The organism is Methanocalculus taiwanensis, from assembly GCF_024372745.1.
GTDB lineage: Archaea > Halobacteriota > Methanomicrobia > Methanomicrobiales > Methanocorpusculaceae > Methanocalculus > Methanocalculus taiwanensis.
Genome location: NZ_VOTZ01000010.1, coordinates 18,528 through 35,652, shown reverse-complemented (window position 1 = coordinate 35,652; position 17,125 = coordinate 18,528). Strand labels below are relative to the sequence as shown.

The 17,125-nt window shown below is 52.4% G+C and carries 22 protein-coding genes and 2 tRNA genes; all 24 read left to right on the top strand.

Going from position 1 to position 17,125, the window contains the following annotated elements; genetic code table 11:
- The first annotated feature begins 1 nt into the window (after nt 1).
- Complete coding sequence (locus FTO68_RS05875) at nt 2-943, top strand: CBS domain-containing protein (RefSeq protein ID WP_255332453.1); 942 nt, start codon at nt 2-4, stop codon at nt 941-943.
- Nucleotides 944-949: 6 nt separating this feature from the next.
- On the top strand, nt 950-1,786 hold the full coding sequence (locus FTO68_RS05870) for a CBS domain-containing protein (RefSeq protein ID WP_255332452.1): 837 nt from the start codon (nt 950-952) through the stop codon (nt 1,784-1,786).
- Nucleotides 1,783-2,559, top strand: coding sequence for a CBS domain-containing protein (locus FTO68_RS05865; protein WP_255332451.1), 777 nt, complete (start codon nt 1,783-1,785; stop codon nt 2,557-2,559). Before FTO68_RS05870 ends, FTO68_RS05865 begins: the two co-directional genes overlap by 4 nt.
- A gap of 88 nt (nt 2,560-2,647) precedes the next feature.
- Nucleotides 2,648-3,625, top strand: coding sequence for a deoxyhypusine synthase (locus FTO68_RS05860; protein WP_255332450.1), 978 nt, complete (start codon nt 2,648-2,650; stop codon nt 3,623-3,625).
- Nucleotides 3,626-3,722: 97 nt separating this feature from the next.
- Nucleotides 3,723-3,807 (top strand) — tRNA-Ser (locus FTO68_RS05855).
- Nucleotides 3,808-3,833: 26 nt separating this feature from the next.
- Nucleotides 3,834-4,283 carry a 30S ribosomal protein S13 gene (locus FTO68_RS05850; protein WP_255332449.1) on the top strand — a complete coding sequence of 150 codons (450 nt, stop codon included), beginning with the start codon at nt 3,834-3,836 and terminating at the stop codon, nt 4,281-4,283.
- Nucleotides 4,284-4,296: 13 nt separating this feature from the next.
- Nucleotides 4,297-4,842, top strand: coding sequence for a 30S ribosomal protein S4 (locus FTO68_RS05845; RefSeq protein ID WP_255332448.1), 546 nt, complete (start codon nt 4,297-4,299; stop codon nt 4,840-4,842).
- Nucleotides 4,843-4,844: 2 nt separating this feature from the next.
- Nucleotides 4,845-5,240, top strand: coding sequence for a 30S ribosomal protein S11 (locus FTO68_RS05840; protein WP_255332447.1), 396 nt, complete (start codon nt 4,845-4,847; stop codon nt 5,238-5,240).
- The gene (locus tag FTO68_RS05835) at nt 5,240-6,067 is read left to right on the top strand and encodes a DNA-directed RNA polymerase subunit D (protein ID WP_255332446.1); all 828 of its coding nucleotides are present in this window, start codon (nt 5,240-5,242) and stop codon (nt 6,065-6,067) included. Before FTO68_RS05840 ends, FTO68_RS05835 begins: the two co-directional genes overlap by 1 nt.
- Nucleotides 6,068-6,430, top strand: coding sequence for a 50S ribosomal protein L18e (locus FTO68_RS05830; RefSeq protein ID WP_255332445.1), 363 nt, complete (start codon nt 6,068-6,070; stop codon nt 6,428-6,430).
- Nucleotides 6,431-6,436: 6 nt separating this feature from the next.
- Nucleotides 6,437-6,859: a 50S ribosomal protein L13 gene (locus FTO68_RS05825; RefSeq protein ID WP_255332444.1), complete on the top strand. Its 423-nt coding sequence runs from the start codon at nt 6,437-6,439 to the stop codon at nt 6,857-6,859.
- A gap of 13 nt (nt 6,860-6,872) precedes the next feature.
- Nucleotides 6,873-7,274 carry a 30S ribosomal protein S9 gene (locus tag FTO68_RS05820; RefSeq protein ID WP_255332443.1) on the top strand — a complete coding sequence of 134 codons (402 nt, stop codon included), beginning with the start codon at nt 6,873-6,875 and terminating at the stop codon, nt 7,272-7,274.
- 30 nt (nt 7,275-7,304) lie between these two features.
- Nucleotides 7,305-7,493 (top strand): DNA-directed RNA polymerase subunit N, encoded by a 189-nt coding sequence (locus FTO68_RS05815; protein WP_255332442.1) that lies wholly within the window; start codon nt 7,305-7,307, stop codon nt 7,491-7,493.
- A 3-nt stretch (nt 7,494-7,496) separates the two neighbouring features.
- Nucleotides 7,497-7,571: transfer RNA gene (locus tag FTO68_RS05810), tRNA-Pro, on the top strand.
- A 32-nt stretch (nt 7,572-7,603) separates the two neighbouring features.
- Nucleotides 7,604-7,798 carry a DNA-directed RNA polymerase subunit K gene (locus FTO68_RS05805; protein WP_255332441.1) on the top strand — a complete coding sequence of 65 codons (195 nt, stop codon included), beginning with the start codon at nt 7,604-7,606 and terminating at the stop codon, nt 7,796-7,798.
- Nucleotides 7,795-8,985: a phosphopyruvate hydratase gene (eno, locus tag FTO68_RS05800; protein WP_255332440.1), complete on the top strand. Its 1,191-nt coding sequence runs from the start codon at nt 7,795-7,797 to the stop codon at nt 8,983-8,985. The genes FTO68_RS05805 and eno overlap by 4 nt, the downstream gene beginning before the upstream one ends.
- Entirely contained in the window at nt 8,982-9,605 is a 624-nt protein-coding gene (rpsB, locus tag FTO68_RS05795; RefSeq protein WP_255332439.1) for a 30S ribosomal protein S2, read from the top strand. The genes eno and rpsB overlap by 4 nt, the downstream gene beginning before the upstream one ends.
- A gap of 39 nt (nt 9,606-9,644) precedes the next feature.
- Nucleotides 9,645-10,433, top strand: a complete 789-nt coding sequence (amrB, locus tag FTO68_RS05790; protein ID WP_255332438.1) for an AmmeMemoRadiSam system protein B — start codon at nt 9,645-9,647, stop codon at nt 10,431-10,433.
- Between the two features lies 1 nt (nt 10,434).
- Entirely contained in the window at nt 10,435-11,304 is an 870-nt protein-coding gene (gene mvk / locus FTO68_RS05785) for a mevalonate kinase (RefSeq protein WP_255332437.1), read from the top strand.
- Nucleotides 11,297-12,058, top strand: a complete 762-nt coding sequence (locus tag FTO68_RS05780) for an isopentenyl phosphate kinase (protein ID WP_255332436.1) — start codon at nt 11,297-11,299, stop codon at nt 12,056-12,058. The genes mvk and FTO68_RS05780 overlap by 8 nt, the downstream gene beginning before the upstream one ends.
- Nucleotides 12,055-13,116: a type 2 isopentenyl-diphosphate Delta-isomerase gene (fni, locus tag FTO68_RS05775; RefSeq protein WP_255332435.1), complete on the top strand. Its 1,062-nt coding sequence runs from the start codon at nt 12,055-12,057 to the stop codon at nt 13,114-13,116. Before FTO68_RS05780 ends, fni begins: the two co-directional genes overlap by 4 nt.
- Nucleotides 13,117-13,127: 11 nt before the next feature.
- Nucleotides 13,128-14,468 carry an RNase J family beta-CASP ribonuclease gene (locus tag FTO68_RS05770; protein ID WP_255332434.1) on the top strand — a complete coding sequence of 447 codons (1,341 nt, stop codon included), beginning with the start codon at nt 13,128-13,130 and terminating at the stop codon, nt 14,466-14,468.
- Nucleotides 14,469-14,482: 14 nt separating this feature from the next.
- Nucleotides 14,483-15,445 carry a polyprenyl synthetase family protein gene (locus tag FTO68_RS05765; protein ID WP_255332433.1) on the top strand — a complete coding sequence of 321 codons (963 nt, stop codon included), beginning with the start codon at nt 14,483-14,485 and terminating at the stop codon, nt 15,443-15,445.
- A 1-nt stretch (nt 15,446) separates the two neighbouring features.
- The gene (locus tag FTO68_RS05760) at nt 15,447-17,123 is read left to right on the top strand and encodes a glutamate--tRNA ligase (RefSeq protein ID WP_255332432.1); all 1,677 of its coding nucleotides are present in this window, start codon (nt 15,447-15,449) and stop codon (nt 17,121-17,123) included.
- Nucleotides 17,124-17,125: the final 2 nt, after the last annotated feature.

Here is a 17,125-nt window from a genome sequence, read left to right as displayed (position 1 = left end):
CATGCACGAGAAAAATGCAGGCCAGAACAAAGGTGAACGTCACCTTATGATGCAGGGAAAGTTGAATCGTGGGCCGATAGAATTTAAATCCCGTCCCGCAGAGCGGACAGGAGCGATCATGGCCATCTCTACCACAAATGTCGTCTGCGTACCTCCGACTATGAGCATATGCGACGGTGTCTCAACGATGACCAGAGAAGGATTCCGCAGGCTTCCGATCACCGATGCCGGGAGCGGTCAGCTCAGGGGAATTATCACTGTATCGGATATCGTGGACTTTATGGGTGGAGGCGACCGGTACAATCTGGTAAAGAACAAGCATCAGGGCAATTTCCTCTCTGCAATCAACGAAAGCCTGCGATCGATCATGACCGAGCAGGTGATGACACTCAGAGAGAATGACGATATCGAAGATGCGATTGACCTGATCGTGAACAAACGGCATGGAGGAGCCCCTATCATCGATGATGAGTCGGGGGTTGTCGGGATGGTGACCGAACATGACCTCTTAAAGGCACTCTTCCAGGGCCAGAGCCTCCTTTCGGTTGAGGATGTGATGTCGGGCTCTCCCCGCGTAACAAACCCGGACTGCTCAATTGCCGCTGTTGCACAGCAGATGAACAAATATCATTTCAGAAGGCTTCCGGTCGTCTCAGACGATGTCCTCTTTGGTATCGTGACGGCGACGGACATTATGAAGTATATCGGCTCAGGCGAAGTCTTCCGGAAGATTCAGTCCGGGGATGTAAGCGAAGTGACGGCACTGCCGATCCGATCAATCATGACCGGATCTCTCCAGACAACAACACCTGAAAAGAGTATCAATGATATTGCCCGTGAGATGGTGCAGAAGCGGATCGGGGCATTCCCTGTGACAGAAGATGCACGTCTCATCGGAATGATCACAGAATTTGACCTGGTAAGAACACTTGCATCGAGGTGATTCACCATGATTGTAAGAGAGATGATGTCAGCCCCGGTATATGTCGTTCAAAAAGCCGAGAATATCGCATATGCACGCAATCTGATGTTGAAGCATAAGATATCCAGGCTCCTTGTCATGGAGGACGAGGCGCTTGTCGGTATCATCACCAAGAAGGATATTGCTTATGGGTTCCGGCAGAACGATCCCATCTGGAGGAGAAGGCCGATCGACAGGATTCCTGTGGAGGTGATGATGAGAACTGACCCGATCACAGTATCGCCGGATGTTTCCGCAGGCACAGCCGTAGGACTGATGCTAAAAAACGATGTAAGCGGGCTTCCTGTCATAGAGAGTGGCAACGTCGAGGGGATCGTTACAAAAAGCGACATTATGGCATCGGAAGAAGTCGATCAGATAAACGCTACAGTTTCCGATATTATGGAGGATGTGCTGGCAGTTTCCCGTTATCACTCACTAAACCACGTTATTGACATAATCAGGGAGAGAAACGACAAGATCCTTGTAATCAACAATGACGGGACACTTGCAGGAGTGATCACCGAATCCAATATCGCATTCTATGAATATCTCGACCAGAACGGAGTGCCTGAAAAGGATATCATGCACCTGAGAAGAGAGGAGACCGGAGGAAGAAAAAGCCGGAGGCATGTCCGGCAGTTATCCGGGATCGCAGAGGATGTGATGTCTCGGCCGGTGATCACAATCAACCCCGCTGAATCGATAACAAGTGCGATTGCGTTGATGAGGGAGCACCAGATTAACAGTATTATCGCCGTTGATGCCGGTGAGATCAAAGGAATATTAAAACGGGATGACATACTGAAAGAGGTAGCACAATGACAACCGAACTTACTATCAAAGACATCATGTCAAAACCTGTCAGTATTGCGAAATCAGCCCTCATCACCGAGGCGCTTGACAGGATGCTCAGTGAGGGGATCGATCCGATCATCGTTACTCATCAGGGGAAGGTTGTTGGGACAGCTTCACGCCGGACTATAGCCGAGAAGATTGGCAGCAAAAAAACCGGCACTATCCCGCCGACCCAGATCCATGTTGCTAATGTGGTAAAAGAAGACTTCACCTTCGCATACCCCGATCAGGAGATTGATATCCTGATTCCGCTTCTCCAGAACTACAAGATCGTTGTTGTCCTGGATACCGAACATAAGCTCATCGGAATGGTGACAATGGGCGACCTCCTTAAAGTCATGAGACCCGACTGCCACATTGAGGATGTCATCGAGATTGCCCCGAGGATAACACCGGAAGACCGGATCGTCCACCTCCACCGGAGGATGATCGATGACTCCGCAACCAGATTCATTGTCAACGACAACGGACGTGTCCTTGGTATCGTCACCGAAACCGATCTTGCACGCGCCCTTGTGAAACTCAAGGAGATGGTTGAGGTGAAGCACCATGACAACCGGATCAGAAACTTAATCACACAGGATATCATGAGCACCCCTGTGACATCTGTTGTGATGGGAACACCGGTTTCAACTGTCGTCGACCTGATGTCCGAGAAGAATATCAGCACCGTCCTTGTGACCCAGGACGAGAAGCCGGTCGGTCTTGTCACCCGCAGATCGATCATCGGTGCACTCTGATCGTACCTGAAATACAAACCTTTTTTTTTAAGACTCTTTTTTATCCCGCATCCCTGCATTTAATACTCCAGGCAGGCAATGTATGGGTATGGAGCTGACCCCTACCACCCCGGTAAGGCCAACTGATCGGATCGATACACTCCTTGATGCAATGAGCAGAACCGGTTTTCAGGGAAGAAAACTCGGTGAGGCATTTACAATCTGGAAAGAGATGATCAGTGATCCCAACTGCACAATCCTCTTAGGCATCTCTGGAGCAATGGTTCCTGCAGGCATGCAGGAATGCCTTATAACACTAGCCGAGCAGCATTTTATCGATGGCATTGTTTCGACAGGTGCAAACATTTTTCATGATATCTGCGAACATCTGGGTGTCCGGCACTACCGCGGTCACCATCACGTGGATGATGCGACACTCTATGAGAAGGGGATCGACAGGATCTACGATGTCTTTGCCTATGAAGAACAGTTCAGAAACGTCGACCAGCAGGTTGCAGATTTTATCGATTCTATTGCTCCGTTCCACGGCTCGAGCCGCGAGCTGATCCGAAGGCTGGGAGAATGGCTCATCGAGACCAGACCTGAGGGCAGATCGCTCACCGCCACCTGCGCAAAGGAGAAGATCCCAATCTTTGTGCCAGCACTCGCCGACTCGTCAATCGGGATCAGCATGGTTATGGCTCGCCGGGCAGGTACCAGCGTGAATATCGACCAGATTGCAGATACCGATGAGATAACGCAGATTGTTGAGCACGCACACAAGACAGGAGTCATCTATATTGGCGGCGGGGTGCCGAAAAACTTCATCCAGCAGACACAGGTGATCGCATCCATTCATAACAGCGATCTCGGCGGACATGCCTATGCCATCCAGTTCACAACTGATGCCCCCCATTGGGGCGGCCTCTCGGGATGCACTTTCGAAGAGGCGATCAGCTGGGGGAAAGAGGCGGTTACCTGCCCCAGGGTACAATGTTTCTGCGATGCAACCATTGCCATCCCCCTCATGACATCAGCACTCGTTTCATCAGGCATTCTGAGACGGAAAAGAACCAGCAATCCATAACCATTAATACCCTTTTCTTCCAATAGTATAGAGCACTCACTTTATGGAGCGGTGTCTATTCGTGCACTGCGAGTGTCGAAAGATGCGCTATAACTCTGTTGAGGTAGCCAAGCCTGGTATGGCGCAGGTTTGCTAAACCTGTGTCCCCCTGGGACTCGAGGGTTCAAATCCCTCCCTCAGCGCTCCAAGAGGATAAGAGGAATAACACATGGAAGAATCCGAACTGAATTACTTCGTACGCGTCAGTAATACTGATCTCGACGGCACCAAGCAGGTCTCGATCTCACTGACGGGCATCAAGGGCGTGGGTATCCACACCGCGCTCGTCATGGCACGCAAAGCCGATGTCAACACCCATGAACTGATGGGCAAGCTCTCAGAAGAAGAGGTTGACCGGATCCGCGCTGTTGTGGACGAGTACGTAGAGACAGTCCCGACCTGGATGATGAACAGACCAAAAGATCTCTATACCGGAAAATCCCGCCACCTGCTCGGCATTGATGTTTCCCTCACCCACGAGGAGGATGTCAATATCATGAAGAAGATGCGCTGCTACCGGGGCATCAGGCATGAAACCGGCCAGAAGGTACGTGGACAGCGGACCAAGGCGACCGGAAGAACCGGAACGACGGTCGGCGTATCCAAGAAGAAGAAGTGAGGGGTGAGCACATATGGGATATCCAGGAAAGAACCACAAGCAGTACCAGTCTCCAAAACGCCGTTTTGAAAAAGTTCGGATTGAAGATGAGCGGAACATTGCAATCACATTCGGGCTCAGGAACAAAAAAGAGATCTGGAAAGCCACCCACATCCTCCGCCGCCACAGGCAGGGTGCGCGTGACATTCTTGCAATGAGCTCAGGCGGTGTTGATGAGGCACGGGTAGATGCCCGACGCGATGAGCTTCTTCAGCATCTCCAGAGATATGCACTTGTCAATGCAGGAGCAACCATTGACGATGTGCTGTCGCTGAAAGTTAGCCACATCCTTGAACGGCGCCTCCAGACCATCGTCTACAGGAAAGGACTTGCCCGTTCACCGAAACAGGCACGGCAGCTGATCAACCATGGCCACATTGCCATCAATGACAGACGCGTCTCTGTCCCGGGATACATGGTTACACGGGCAGAAGAAGATCATATCGGCTACTATGGGACGTCGTCACTTGCAAAAGAAAGCAACCCCGAGCGCGGCCGGATTAACAATGTGAGGGTGTAAACATGGCAGCTGAGAATGATAAATGGGGCATTGCACATATCTTTGCATCCTTTAACAACACAATCATCACCGTAACCGATCTCTCCGGTGCAGAAACCATCTGCAAGAGCAGCGGCGGGATGGTCGTTAAGCAGGCAAGGAACGAGAGCTCGCCCTATGCAGCGATGCAGATGGCAACAAATGTCGCACAGGCAGCCCGAGACAAGGGTTTCGTCGGGCTGCACGTTAAGGTCAGAGCACCCGGACGCGGAAAGCAGAGGAGCCCGGGACCCGGAGCACAGGCAGCAATCCGTGCACTTGCACGTGCCGGCATCCGCATCGGCAGGATCGAAGATGTCACCCCGGTCTCGCATGACAGTATCCGGGCACGCGGTGGCAGGCGCGGAAGGAGAGTCTGATGGAGATCGTTTTCGGCAGGCTCGATGATTCAATCGCCCGGTTCACCCTTAGCGGTGCCTCTGAAGCATTTGCAAATGCACTCAGGCGATCGATGATCGGCGAGGTTCCAACACTTGCAATCGAGGATGTCCGGATCTATGACAATACCAGTGTCCTCTTCGATGAGATGCTTGCCCACAGAATCGGGATGATTCCGATCAAAACCGATCTGAGCAGGTTTGTTCGGAGAGAGGCATGCAAATGCGAAGGGGCCGGGTGCCCGCACTGCCAGGTCACTTTCACGCTGACTGTTGAAGGACCCGGAATGGTCACCTCTGGAGACCTTGTCTCAGAAGATCCGATGACAGTCCCTGTCGATACGAATATTCCCCTCGTCAAACTCTGGGAAGACCAGAAACTTGTCATTGAAGCTGTCGCATATCTGAACACGGGAACCGAGCATGCAAAATGGCAGTCGACCATTGCATGCGGATATAAACAATATCCGGTTATCGAGGTAACCGACCAGTGTGACGGATGCGGAATGTGCGTCGATGAATGTCCTCGCAACGTCCTTGAAGTCAAAGGCCAGACTGTGCGTGTCGTCGAAGGTAAGATCGAGGCATGCTCGCTCTGCAAGCTCTGCGAGAAGGCATGTATTGGAACAGGTATCGGCGAGGATTCGGCCATTAACATCGATTCAGACAGGACAAAATACCTCTTCATCGTAGAGAGTGACGGATCGATTCCGGCACAGCAGATCATCGAAGAGGGACTGCGATACATCAGAAAGAGATCTGACGAAATCATAGAATCTTTACAGGAAATATCAATGGAGGGACAGTAGATGAAGAGAACGGGCAAGACTAACCCGCGCCTTACGGATCTCATCAGGACGCTCAGGACAGCATCAGGTGAGAATGAGGCAAACATCTGGCGCGAGATTGCCAGAAGGCTCGACACATCCGGCAGGAACTATGCCGAGGTCAACATCGGCAAGATCAACCGCTATGCACAGGAAGGCGAGATCATCCTTGTCCCGGGCAAGGTACTCGGAAGCGGAGTGCTTGAGCATTCGGTGAAGGTAGCGGCATTAAACTTCTCTGATTCTGCCCGTGAGAAGATCACACAGGCAAGCGGAGATTGTATGACGATTGAAGAGCTGCTGACGGCAAACCCGAAAGGAAGCCAGGTTCGGATACTGAGGTGAATAGCAATGGTAACAATCATCAATGCAGAAAATCTTCTCCTCGGGAGGCTCGCGAGCATCGTCGCAAAGCGCGCTCTCAATGGCGAAGAGATCGCCATTGTCAATGCCGAGAAAGCGATCCTCTCGGGCAGCAGGGCTGAGATACTGGAGAGATACCAGCAGCGACGCGTTCGTGGATCTGTCGAGGGCGGACCATTCTTCCCACGCAGGCCCGATCATATTATGAAGCGGTCAATCCGCGGGATGATAGGATATAAAACTGGCCCGGGTGCAGAGGCATTCAAGAGAGTCCGGACATATGTAGGCATCCCGGAGGAGTTTGCCGGAATGGATATGGAAGTGCTCGAGGAAGCGCACCGGAACAGGCTGAGCAAGCCAAGGTATGTTACACTTCAGACCATAAGCCAGAACCTTGGGGCCAAGTTCTAAGCAGAGGGATTGGATGACAAAAATTATCAATACAAGTGGAAAGAGAAAGACTGCAGTCGCCCGCGCCACCCTGCGTGAAGGCAAAGGCAGAGTCCGTATCAACTCGGTTCCTCTCGAGGTGTATGGATCTGAACTGATCAGGATGAAGATTGCAGAGGCACTCGTCCTTGCACCAGGGGTAGCAGACACAATCGACATTGATGTCGACGTATCCGGCGGAGGGATCATCGGACAGGCTGAAGCCATCAGAACTGCACTCGGCAGGGGTTTACTTGGCTGGACAAACGATCCGGCCATCAAAGAGGTATACCTCGCATATGACAGGACCCTCCTTGTGAATGACTCCCGCCAGAAAGAAGCAAAGAAGCCTCATGGACGCGGTGCACGGAAGAGATTCCAGAAATCGTACCGTTAATATCAGCAGACTAATAAGGAATCGGGGACAATGATACCTGTACGATGTTTCACCTGTGGAAAAGTCATTTCCACAGTTTGGGATGAGTTCAAAGAGCGAAAAGCAGCAGGCGAGGATCCAAAAGAGATCCTCGATTCCCTCGGTTTGGAGCGGTACTGTTGCAGAAGGATGCTCCTCTCACATAAGGAGATAATTGATGAGCTGTATCCCTATCAGTAAGGGGGGGTCGTGGGGTAGCCTGGACTATCCTATTGCGTTCGGGACGCAGTGACCTGAGTTCGAATCTCAGCGACCCCATTTCTGTTCAAAAAATTTTACGGATGATTATCATGATATCCTACACTCGATACGAGCGAGCCAGGATCATAGGAGCCAGGGCCCTCCAGATATCGATGGGAGCCCCGGTTCTTGTGAGAACCGGACGCATTGATCCCCTGGAGATCGCACTTGAAGAGTTTGAAAAGGGGCTCATCCCTATCACTGTCAAGCGCCATTTCGGGGAACGGGAAGTCGTGGTGGCATGACATCGATCGAAGCGATCACACTTAGATCCATCCTCGACAGCCGGGGAAACCCCACCGTGGAGGCTGACATATGGGTTGATGGCGGATTTGGGCGTGCAGCCGCGCCAAGCGGCGCAAGCACCGGGAGCCATGAGGCGATCGTCCTGTCACCTGAAGAGGCGATACCCTATGCATACACGACAGTTATCCCTGCCCTTGAGGGACTGGACTCCCATGACCAGCGGACATTTGACCGCATCCTTCGCGAATGTGACGGAACCGGCAATTTTGCCACAATCGGAGCAAATGTTGCTGTTGCTCTCTCTCTTGCAAATGCCAAAGCAGCTGCATCAGCGTTCAACATGGAACTCTTCACCTACCTGGGGGGAGTGTTTGCAGAGGAGGCACCACTACCGCTCGGCAATGTTATTGGCGGCGGAGCACATGCACCCGGGGCAACCGAGATCCAGGAGTTCCTGATCATTCCAACCGGGGCATCCTCTACTGAAGAGGCGGTCTTCACGAATGCACTCGTCCACAAGGAGGTCAAAAAACTCCTGAAGGCAAAGGGCATCACCTGTGGAAAAGGTGACGAAGGTGCATGGGCGCCACAAATCAGTGATACGGACGCACTTGATCTGATCGGAACAGCCATCGACACCATCACTGATGAAACCGGCGTTACTGTTGCAATCGGCCTTGATGTCGCAGCCACCGAACTCTGGGATGGAGAGCGGTATGTCTATCGTGAGCGGAAGAGGTCAACTGAGGATCAAATCGCCTATATCGCGGATCTTGTCGATACATTCGGTTTGATCTATGTCGAGGATCCCCTCCATGAAGAGGATTTCGAAGGTTTCTCAAACCTCACTGAACAGATCAGCGACAACTGCCTCATCTGCGGCGACGACCTCTTTGTCACAAACCCCGAACGTATCCAGAAAGGCATAGAGATGGCATCAGCAAGCGCTGTTCTGATCAAGCCAAACCAGATAGGAACCCTCACCGATACCTTTGAGGCAGTACACCTTGCAGAGCGGTATGGGCTGGAGACGGTGATGAGCCACCGATCAGGAGAGACAACAGATACGACCATCGCCCATCTTGCTATCGCATTCGGGTGCATCTACCTGAAATGTGGTATTGTCGGGGGCGAAAGAATAGCAAAACTTAATGAATTAATTCGTATTTCGGAGAATTTCGCATGAGCGAGAATGAACTTGATATTGAACTGAACGAACCCCTTGTGCCGGTTGAGGAGTACCTTGCGGCGGGCGTTCACATCGGGACACAGCAGAAGAGCAATGAGATGATGAACTTCATCTACCGGGTCCGTGGAGACGGCCTGTATATTATAGATATCAGAAAAACAGATGAGCGGATCAAACAGGCAGCAAAATTCCTCTCCGGGTTTGACGCACCAAAGATTCTGGCGGTCACATCACGACAATACGGTCAGTACCCCGCACGTAAATTCTCTGAGGTCGTAGGTGCAATGGCGGCAACAGGCCGGTTCATCCCGGGTATGCTGACAAACCCGGCATTAAACGAAACCTCCCTGAACAAATATATCGAACCGGATGTTGTCATCGTCACCGACCCAATCGGCGATGCCCAGGTGATCCGCGAGGCGGTCCAGAGCGGCATACCAACAATTGCCCTCTGTGATACAAACAACAGCCTGCGGAATATCGATCTCGTCATTCCAACAAACAATAAGGGTAGGAAAGCGCTTTCCATGGTCTACTATCTCCTTGCAAAAGAGATGCTCAGAATCCGTGGTATTACAATGTCGCTCACCCCCGAAGACTTCGAGACCGATATTTAAATAGTCTGAAGAACAACTGCCAGATGAAGTGGGAGCCCTATGGAGATCCGTAAGTGTACAATGGCAGGTATGTTTTATCCGAAGGAGCCCGGGCACCTTGAACAGGTGCTCGAGATGTTCTTCAGGACAAAAACCGACAGGCTGCACCCCCTGGGAATTGTCGTACCCCATGCAGGGTATCCATATTCCGGTGCTGTCGCTGCCCGTGGATACGGCTGTATAGATCCAGGTTTTTCCGGCACTTTCATCGTTATCGGGCCAAGTCATCGCGGTTATCGGAGCTGTGTTTCCACCCGACCATGGGAGACACCGCTTGGAATCATCACCAATGATGAGAGGCTCTCTCTGGCACTTGAACTTCCTGTTGATGAGGAAGCACACCAGGAGAACGAGAACTCACTTGAGACGCAGATGCCATTCATCAAGTACCGGTTTCCGCGTGCCAGGATCACCCCGATACTGATGGGCGATCAGACACCTGCAGAGGCAGAACAGCTATCGGGCCGGATCATCTCGGCACTTCATAAGACAAATAAGGATGCGATCATCGTCGCCTCAAGCGACTTTTCTCATTATGTCCCTCAGAATGAGGCTGAGAAACTTGATTCCCTGGCGATTGATGCGATCCTCTCACTCGACACCGACGAATTATACCAACGGATCGCAAAACACAGGATATCAGCATGCGGCTATGGGCCAATTGCCACGATGATCCGTTCCACTTCAGATCTCGGTGCCGAGAAAGGTATTCTCCTCTCATATATGACAAGCGGCGATGTGACCGGGGATCCTGAAGTCGTTGGTTACGCAGCCATTGCGGTGATATAGGTTGGCAACATGGAGCGCACCAGGCAAAGTCTTCCTCTTTGGTGAACACGCGGTCGTCTATGGAAAACCCGGAATCGCTATGGCGATCAAGCCCCGGGTCATGGTCACTGTAAGGAAGGCAAAACGGCAGAAGAAACCAAACTCCACCTATATTGCCGAATGTTTTCGACAGATGGGGGTATCGGGTTCGGTCTACGTTAGATCCCAGCTCCCAAGCTCTTCTGGTCTCGGATCATCTGCCGCAGTGACGGTCGCCACCCTTTTTGCCATCAACGATGAGTTTGAAATTGGGAAGAGTGCTGATGAACTTGCCCTGATTGCCCATACTGTCGAGAAGAATGTCCAGAACGGACGGGCAAGTGCAACCGACACCTATGTCTCCACTGTCGGGGGAATGGTGCTCATCACCGGAAACACAAAGCGAAGGCTTCCGCCGCCGCAGATCCAGCTCGTTATCGGAAACAGCCTCACCCACCATAGCACGTCCGGAATGGTGGCACGTGTTGCTGACCTGAAGAAGACACGCCCACAGATTGCGGATCCGATCATTGAAGCAATTGCCGCTGTGACGAAATGTTCGATGCACCATTTCAATAATCCGCGTGAACTTGGAAACCTGATGAACATGAACCATGCACTCCTTGAGGCGCTCGGAGTCGGCCACCCACAACTCTCCCGCCTTGTCCTCGCTGCACGGGCAGCCGGCGCACTCGGTGCAAAGATGACTGGTGCCGGAGGCGGCGGGTGTATGTTTGCACTCTGTTCAAAGGGTGCGAAGACCAGGGTTGCCGGAGCTATCGAGGCGTGTGACGCCCGTGCAATCATAACCGGCATCGATACCCAGGGTGTACGGAAAGAGAAAGATGAATAATACGGTTGTACTCAAACTCGGCGGATCTGTGATTACCGAGAAAGAGAATGCCGGCGTGATCGACCACACCCGGCTCATGGCAATAGCGGAGACGATAGCTTCTCACAACAACAGCCCGCTCATCCTCATTCATGGTGCCGGGTCATGCGGCCATCCTGAAGCTGAGAGATTTGGGATTCAGGGTGGAGTCGGACAGACAAATGCAATGGGTATAGGGGAGACACATCGTGCCGTGGCAGGATTAAATGCCACCGTAGTCTCAATCCTCAGGGATGCGGGACTTGATGCGATCGGGATACATCCTCTTTCCGGATCCCTTGCCGAGAATGGCAGGCTCATTTCTTTTGAAACAGGGCACCTGGCAGGTATGGCCAGACTTGGCATCATTCCCGTACTGCATGGGGATGTGGTGATGGATCGGACAAAAGGGGCATGTATCGTCTCAGGTGACCAGCTTGTACTCAGGATAGCAGAAGGTGTGGCACCCTGTCGTGTCGGGCTTGCAACGGATGTTCCCGGCGTCCTCTCAGACGGGAGAGTTGTCGGGATGATAAGCCGGGCTTCATTGAATGGAATTGACCTTGGGAATTCACAAAAGACCGATGTCACCGGTGGTATGAAGGGGAAGGTGGAAGAGCTTCTCACTCTGGCAGATGCCGGAATAATATCTTCAATATTCCATATCGACCGACTCCTGGCATTTCTCACGGGAGGAGAACATGGAGGCACCACGATCATGGGGGCAGATACATGAACTGGCATGAAGCTACCACGTCCCGGAAGCTTGATCACCTCAGGATATGCAGCGAAGAGGATATCGAAGCTGGATCAAGCGGTTTCTCGGATATCCGTATCGTGCATGCCGCCCTCCCCGAATGCGATATGGATGGAGTCGATCTCTCCTGCCATTTTCTTGGACATTCCCTTGCAACACCGCTCTTTATTGCAGCAATGACAGGCGGCCATCCTGACACAACAGATGTGAACCGCAGGCTTGCACGGGCAGCAGAGAAGGCCGGTTGCGCCATCGGGGTCGGGTCACAGCGTGCGGCACTTGAACGGCCGGATCTTGCAGGATCATTTAAGGTTGTCCGCAAAGAGGCTCCAACCGCATTCATTGCAGCCAATATCGGGGCAGTACAGCTCCGCGAATATGGAACCGGGTGGGCAGAAAAAGCGGTCTCCATGATCGATGCCGATTGCGTTGCAGTTCATCTGAACTTTCTCCAGGAAGCGATTCAGCCGGAAGGCGATCGCGATGCAGCCGGATGCCTTGGTGCCATAGAAGAACTCTGTTCCGATGCATCAGTTCCGGTGATCGTCAAAGAAACAGGATCGGGTATCTCACGTGAAACCGCACGCCTCCTCTGGAACGCAGGAGTGAAGGCGATCGATATAGGTGGCCATGGGGGAACCTCCTGGGCAAAGATAGAAGGTATACGGGAAGGGGAGAAGAACGAGCCCCCTCTCACACGTCTCGGTGATGATTTCATTGATTGGGGCATACCAACGGTGGTAAGCCTGATCGAAGTCAGAGAGACCGGAGGACCGGTTATTGCGACGGGAGGCGTCAGAAGCGGCGTCGATATCGCAAAGGCCCTTGCACTCGGAGCCGATATGGCAGGGATGGCTCTCCCACTCCTCGCACCTGCGATGAAGGGCGATTCTGCACTGGCATGTGCCATCGACCATATCCACAGACAACTGAAAGCAGCGATGTTCCTCTCGGGTGCCGCAACATTACGCGATATGCGGAGAGTTCGGACGTATATCACCGGAGATACTCGCATGATGATACAAAAATATGATTAGAGGTACAATTTATGGAGATAGAAGTAATTACCGTCGGCGGATATGAAGAAGTCGGGCGGAATATGACCGCTGTTCGCTGCGGTAAGGATATTGTTATATTCGATATGGGGCTGCGCCTCGACCGGATCATGATCCACGAGGATGCAGAAGTTGAGAATATGCATTCTCTCGACCTGATACAGATGAAAGCAATTCCCGACGATACCGTGATGAACGGAATCGAAGGAACAGTCAGGGCAATCGTCTGCACACACGGGCATCTCGACCATATCGGGGCACTGCCAAAACTTGCCCACCGGTACAATGCCCCGATTATATCAACACCCTATACAACCGAGCTGATACGGCAGCAGATCGCCGGAGAACAGAAGTTTGGTGTCAACAACAAACTCTTTGCCCTAAAGGCAGGTGGAAAATATACCATATCACAGAACCTGACGCTCGAGTTTGTCCGCACACAGCATTCAATAATTGATTCCGTGATGGCGGTGCTCCACACCCCACATGGTGCGATTATCTATGCAAACGACTTCAAGTTTGACAGAACACCGGTGATTGGAGAGCCGCCGGACTTTGCCAGGCTCATCCAGATCGGGAAAGAGGGAGTGCTCCTTCTCATCACTGAATGCGTCAACATCACCTCAAAAGGACGGGCCCCAAGCGAACGAATCGCCCGCGATCTCGTACGTGATGTGATCACCAGCTTTGAGGATGACAAGAACGCGATCCTGGTAACCACCTTCTCCTCCCACGTCGCACGTCTGAAGACGCTAACCGAGTGCGCCCACGAGATTGGGAGAAAACCTGTTCTGCTCGGCCGTTCGATGGAGCGATACTCAACGACAGCAGAACAGATGAAGCTGGTCGCCTTCCCAAAATCAACCTCAGTCTTTGGGAACAGGAGAACTGTCGATCGGATATTCCGAAGGATGATGAAGGAAGGGAAAGAAAAATTCATGCCGATCATCACCGGACATCAGGGCGAACCGGGATCGGTCCTGACCCGCATCGGCGCCGGTGACACCCCCTACCGCCTTGAGAAAGGCGATAAAGTCCTCTTCTCCGCGAAAGTGATTCCAAATCCGATGAACTTCGGGCAGCGGTACCTCACCGAGACACGGCTCAGGATGACCGGGGCACGAATTTTTGACGAACTGCATGTAACCGGACATGCATACCGGGAGGATCATTATGATTTTATCCACATGCTCAACCCGCAGCATATCGTCCCCTCGCACGGTGACCTCAAGATGACTGCCGCATATGCAGAATTTGCATCCGAGCTTGGGTACACGCTCCAGAAAGATGTCCACCTGATGACAAACGGACAGCGGCTCACTGTCCACAAATAAGTGAGGGAAGAAATATGGATCTACAGGAATACCTTAAATCTGTTGAAAATCTCGTAGACAAATCCTTATTCAGGTACTTTGGTGATGCACCCGGACAGCTGGATAAAGCAAGCGCACATCTCCTTCTTGCAGGTGGAAAACGGCTCAGGCCTGCAATGGTGATGCTCGCAGCCGAAGCGGTGAAAAAACGATCATCCGATCGGATCTTTCCTGCCGCACTTGCACTTGAACTGACCCATACCTTCACTCTCGTCCACGACGATATTATGGATAATGACTCATTCCGCCGGGGAGTACCAACAGTACATACCGTATGGGATGAGGCAACAGCCATCCTTGCCGGCGATGTCCTCTATGCACGGGCATTTGAATTAATCTGCAAGGCAGAGGCTGAACCGGCTGCAATGGTACGTGCGATATCGATGCTCGCCAGGGCTTGCGAGGAGATATGTCAGGGCCAGTCGGAGGACATGGCATTTGAAAATCAGGACGAGGTCACACGCGGCGAGTACCTGGATATGGTCAGGAAGAAGACCGGAGCACTCTACGCAGCTGCTGCCGGGATCGGAGCCATCCTCGGCGGGGGAACACCACAACAGGCAGAAGCGCTCCACAATCTCGGCATGACAACCGGGATCGCATTCCAGATTCAGGATGATCTAATCGATCTCCTGACTCCAAGGGGTTCAAGCGGAAAAGATCGGGCATCTGATCTCAGAGCAGGGAAGAAGACCCTGATCGCCATTGTTGCAGAGGAGAAAGGGATCGATCTTGCCCCATACAAGAGGAATCTCACTGATGATGAGATTGATTCCATCATAAATGACCTGGAAAATGCAGGGGTTATCAATGAGGTCAGGCAGATCGCACTCGATCTTGTTTACAATGCAAAAGCAGGATTATCTGTTATTTCCGAGTCCGAAGAGAAACAGCTGATCATCGAGATGGTCGATTTCTTCGTGACCCGGAGGTTCTGAGATGGACGGGGATATCCGCCGGATCCTCGAGGAGTATGCACTCCAGAATGCGGTGAAGCATGCAAATGTCCCGCGTGCAGGTGCCGTGATCGGAGCGGTGCTCGGGTCGCATCCTGAACTCAGGAGCAGGGCAAAAGAACTGAATGAAATAATCCAATCCGTTCTTGCCGATGTCGAAGCACTCACCCCAAAGGAACGGGAGACGCGGCTTCTTGCAATAGCGCCCGATCTTGCTGCTTCAATGCATCAGAAGAAGGAACGTTCAACCGAACTCCCCTCGCTTCCCGATGCCGATTGCGGAGTAGTGATGCGATTTGCACCAAATCCTTCCGGTCCGCTCCATCTTGGCCATGCCCGTGCATCCATCCTCAATGATGCCTATATCCGGCGATATGGCGGGAAATATATCTACCGGATCGAAGATACTGATCCAAAGAGGGTTGATCCCGAAGCTTACGAGATGGTGAGAGATGATCTCGAATGGCTGGGGATCGGGATCTCTGATATCGTATACCAGAGCGACCGGCTCGATATCTACTATACCTATGCCCGGCAGCTAATAGAACTCGGAGGGGCCTATGTCTGCACCTGCGAAGCTGAGCGGTTCCGCGAGCTCAAGATTGCCAAAAAGGCATGTCCATGCCGCACCCTTACACCAGAGGAGAATCTCCTTCGCTATGAGCAGATGTTTAATGGCACATTCATTGAGGGGCAGGCAACAATCCGGATCAAGACCGAGATCGATCATCCTGATCCCGCGATCCGGGACTTTTCTGCAATGCGGATCGTAAACAGTACCCTCCATCCCCGCGTCGATGCAACAGTCTATCCCCTGATGAACTTCTCAGTAGCAATAGACGATCATCTTCTCGGGATGACACATGTGATCCGGGGAAAAGACCATATTGCCAATACCCGTCGCCAGCGATATATCTTTGATTACTTCGGGTGGAAACCACCACACTATCTCCATTACGGTAGGATGTCCATAGAGGGGCTTGTACTCTCGACCTCTTCGATGCACCAGGGTATCAGCGAGGGGATCTACTCGGGATGGGATGATATCAGGCTTGGAACACTCCGTGCACTCGCACGGCGCGGAATCCGTCCCGAGGCAGTACGTGCTGCGATCACTGAGATCGGCATTGGAGAGACCGATATCTCGTTCTCATGGGACAACCTCTTTGCGAAGAACCGCGATATCATCGATAAGGAATCGAACCGCTACTTCTTCGTTCCTGAGCCGAGATCTCTCCGGGTGGAGGGGGCGCCCGACCAGATCGCAGAGGCACCCCGCTATCCGGGAGATGAAGAGCGTGGATTGCGGAAGCTCCACTTCACGGGAGATCTGCTCATTCCTGCATCTGAAATGAAAGATGCCGGGATGATCCGGTTAAAAGACCTCTTTAATATCAGGATCACAGGCGAGCGAACAGCAGAATTTGCAGGGGAATCCCTTGCCGATGCGAGGGCAGCAAAAGCACCGATTATCCAGTGGCTCCCGCCGGAGGCGGCGGTTCCATGCCGCATCCTCACCCCGGAAGGAGTTATCGAAGGGTATGCTGAGGCGGAGGCAGGAGAATTCGTAGGCAGAACCGTCCAGTTCGAGCGGTTCGGTTTTGTTCGGATCGATTCGTTCGAAAAGGGATCGATCACCGCCTATTTCACCCATCGGTGAAC

What these genes read in the sequence shown, in the direction of transcription:
- FTO68_RS05875 (WP_255332453.1), top strand. Translation starts at nt 2, where the DNA reads ATGCACGAGAAAAATGCAGGCCAGAACAAAGGTGAACGTCACCTTATG.
- FTO68_RS05870 (WP_255332452.1), top strand. Translation starts at nt 950, where the DNA reads ATGATTGTAAGAGAGATGATGTCAGCCCCGGTATATGTCGTTCAAAAA.
- FTO68_RS05865 (WP_255332451.1), top strand. Translation starts at nt 1,783, where the DNA reads ATGACAACCGAACTTACTATCAAAGACATCATGTCAAAACCTGTCAGT.
- FTO68_RS05860 (WP_255332450.1), top strand. Translation starts at nt 2,648, where the DNA reads ATGGAGCTGACCCCTACCACCCCGGTAAGGCCAACTGATCGGATCGAT.
- FTO68_RS05850 (WP_255332449.1), top strand. Translation starts at nt 3,834, where the DNA reads ATGGAAGAATCCGAACTGAATTACTTCGTACGCGTCAGTAATACTGAT.
- FTO68_RS05845 (WP_255332448.1), top strand. Translation starts at nt 4,297, where the DNA reads ATGGGATATCCAGGAAAGAACCACAAGCAGTACCAGTCTCCAAAACGC.
- FTO68_RS05840 (WP_255332447.1), top strand. Translation starts at nt 4,845, where the DNA reads ATGGCAGCTGAGAATGATAAATGGGGCATTGCACATATCTTTGCATCC.
- FTO68_RS05835 (WP_255332446.1), top strand. Translation starts at nt 5,240, where the DNA reads ATGGAGATCGTTTTCGGCAGGCTCGATGATTCAATCGCCCGGTTCACC.
- FTO68_RS05830 (WP_255332445.1), top strand. Translation starts at nt 6,068, where the DNA reads ATGAAGAGAACGGGCAAGACTAACCCGCGCCTTACGGATCTCATCAGG.
- FTO68_RS05825 (WP_255332444.1), top strand. Translation starts at nt 6,437, where the DNA reads ATGGTAACAATCATCAATGCAGAAAATCTTCTCCTCGGGAGGCTCGCG.
- FTO68_RS05820 (WP_255332443.1), top strand. Translation starts at nt 6,873, where the DNA reads ATGACAAAAATTATCAATACAAGTGGAAAGAGAAAGACTGCAGTCGCC.
- FTO68_RS05815 (WP_255332442.1), top strand. Translation starts at nt 7,305, where the DNA reads ATGATACCTGTACGATGTTTCACCTGTGGAAAAGTCATTTCCACAGTT.
- FTO68_RS05805 (WP_255332441.1), top strand. Translation starts at nt 7,604, where the DNA reads ATGATATCCTACACTCGATACGAGCGAGCCAGGATCATAGGAGCCAGG.
- eno (WP_255332440.1), top strand. Translation starts at nt 7,795, where the DNA reads ATGACATCGATCGAAGCGATCACACTTAGATCCATCCTCGACAGCCGG.
- rpsB (WP_255332439.1), top strand. Translation starts at nt 8,982, where the DNA reads ATGAGCGAGAATGAACTTGATATTGAACTGAACGAACCCCTTGTGCCG.
- amrB (WP_255332438.1), top strand. Translation starts at nt 9,645, where the DNA reads ATGGAGATCCGTAAGTGTACAATGGCAGGTATGTTTTATCCGAAGGAG.
- FTO68_RS05780 (WP_255332436.1), top strand. Translation starts at nt 11,297, where the DNA reads ATGAATAATACGGTTGTACTCAAACTCGGCGGATCTGTGATTACCGAG.
- fni (WP_255332435.1), top strand. Translation starts at nt 12,055, where the DNA reads ATGAACTGGCATGAAGCTACCACGTCCCGGAAGCTTGATCACCTCAGG.
- FTO68_RS05770 (WP_255332434.1), top strand. Translation starts at nt 13,128, where the DNA reads ATGGAGATAGAAGTAATTACCGTCGGCGGATATGAAGAAGTCGGGCGG.
- FTO68_RS05765 (WP_255332433.1), top strand. Translation starts at nt 14,483, where the DNA reads ATGGATCTACAGGAATACCTTAAATCTGTTGAAAATCTCGTAGACAAA.
- FTO68_RS05760 (WP_255332432.1), top strand. Translation starts at nt 15,447, where the DNA reads ATGGACGGGGATATCCGCCGGATCCTCGAGGAGTATGCACTCCAGAAT.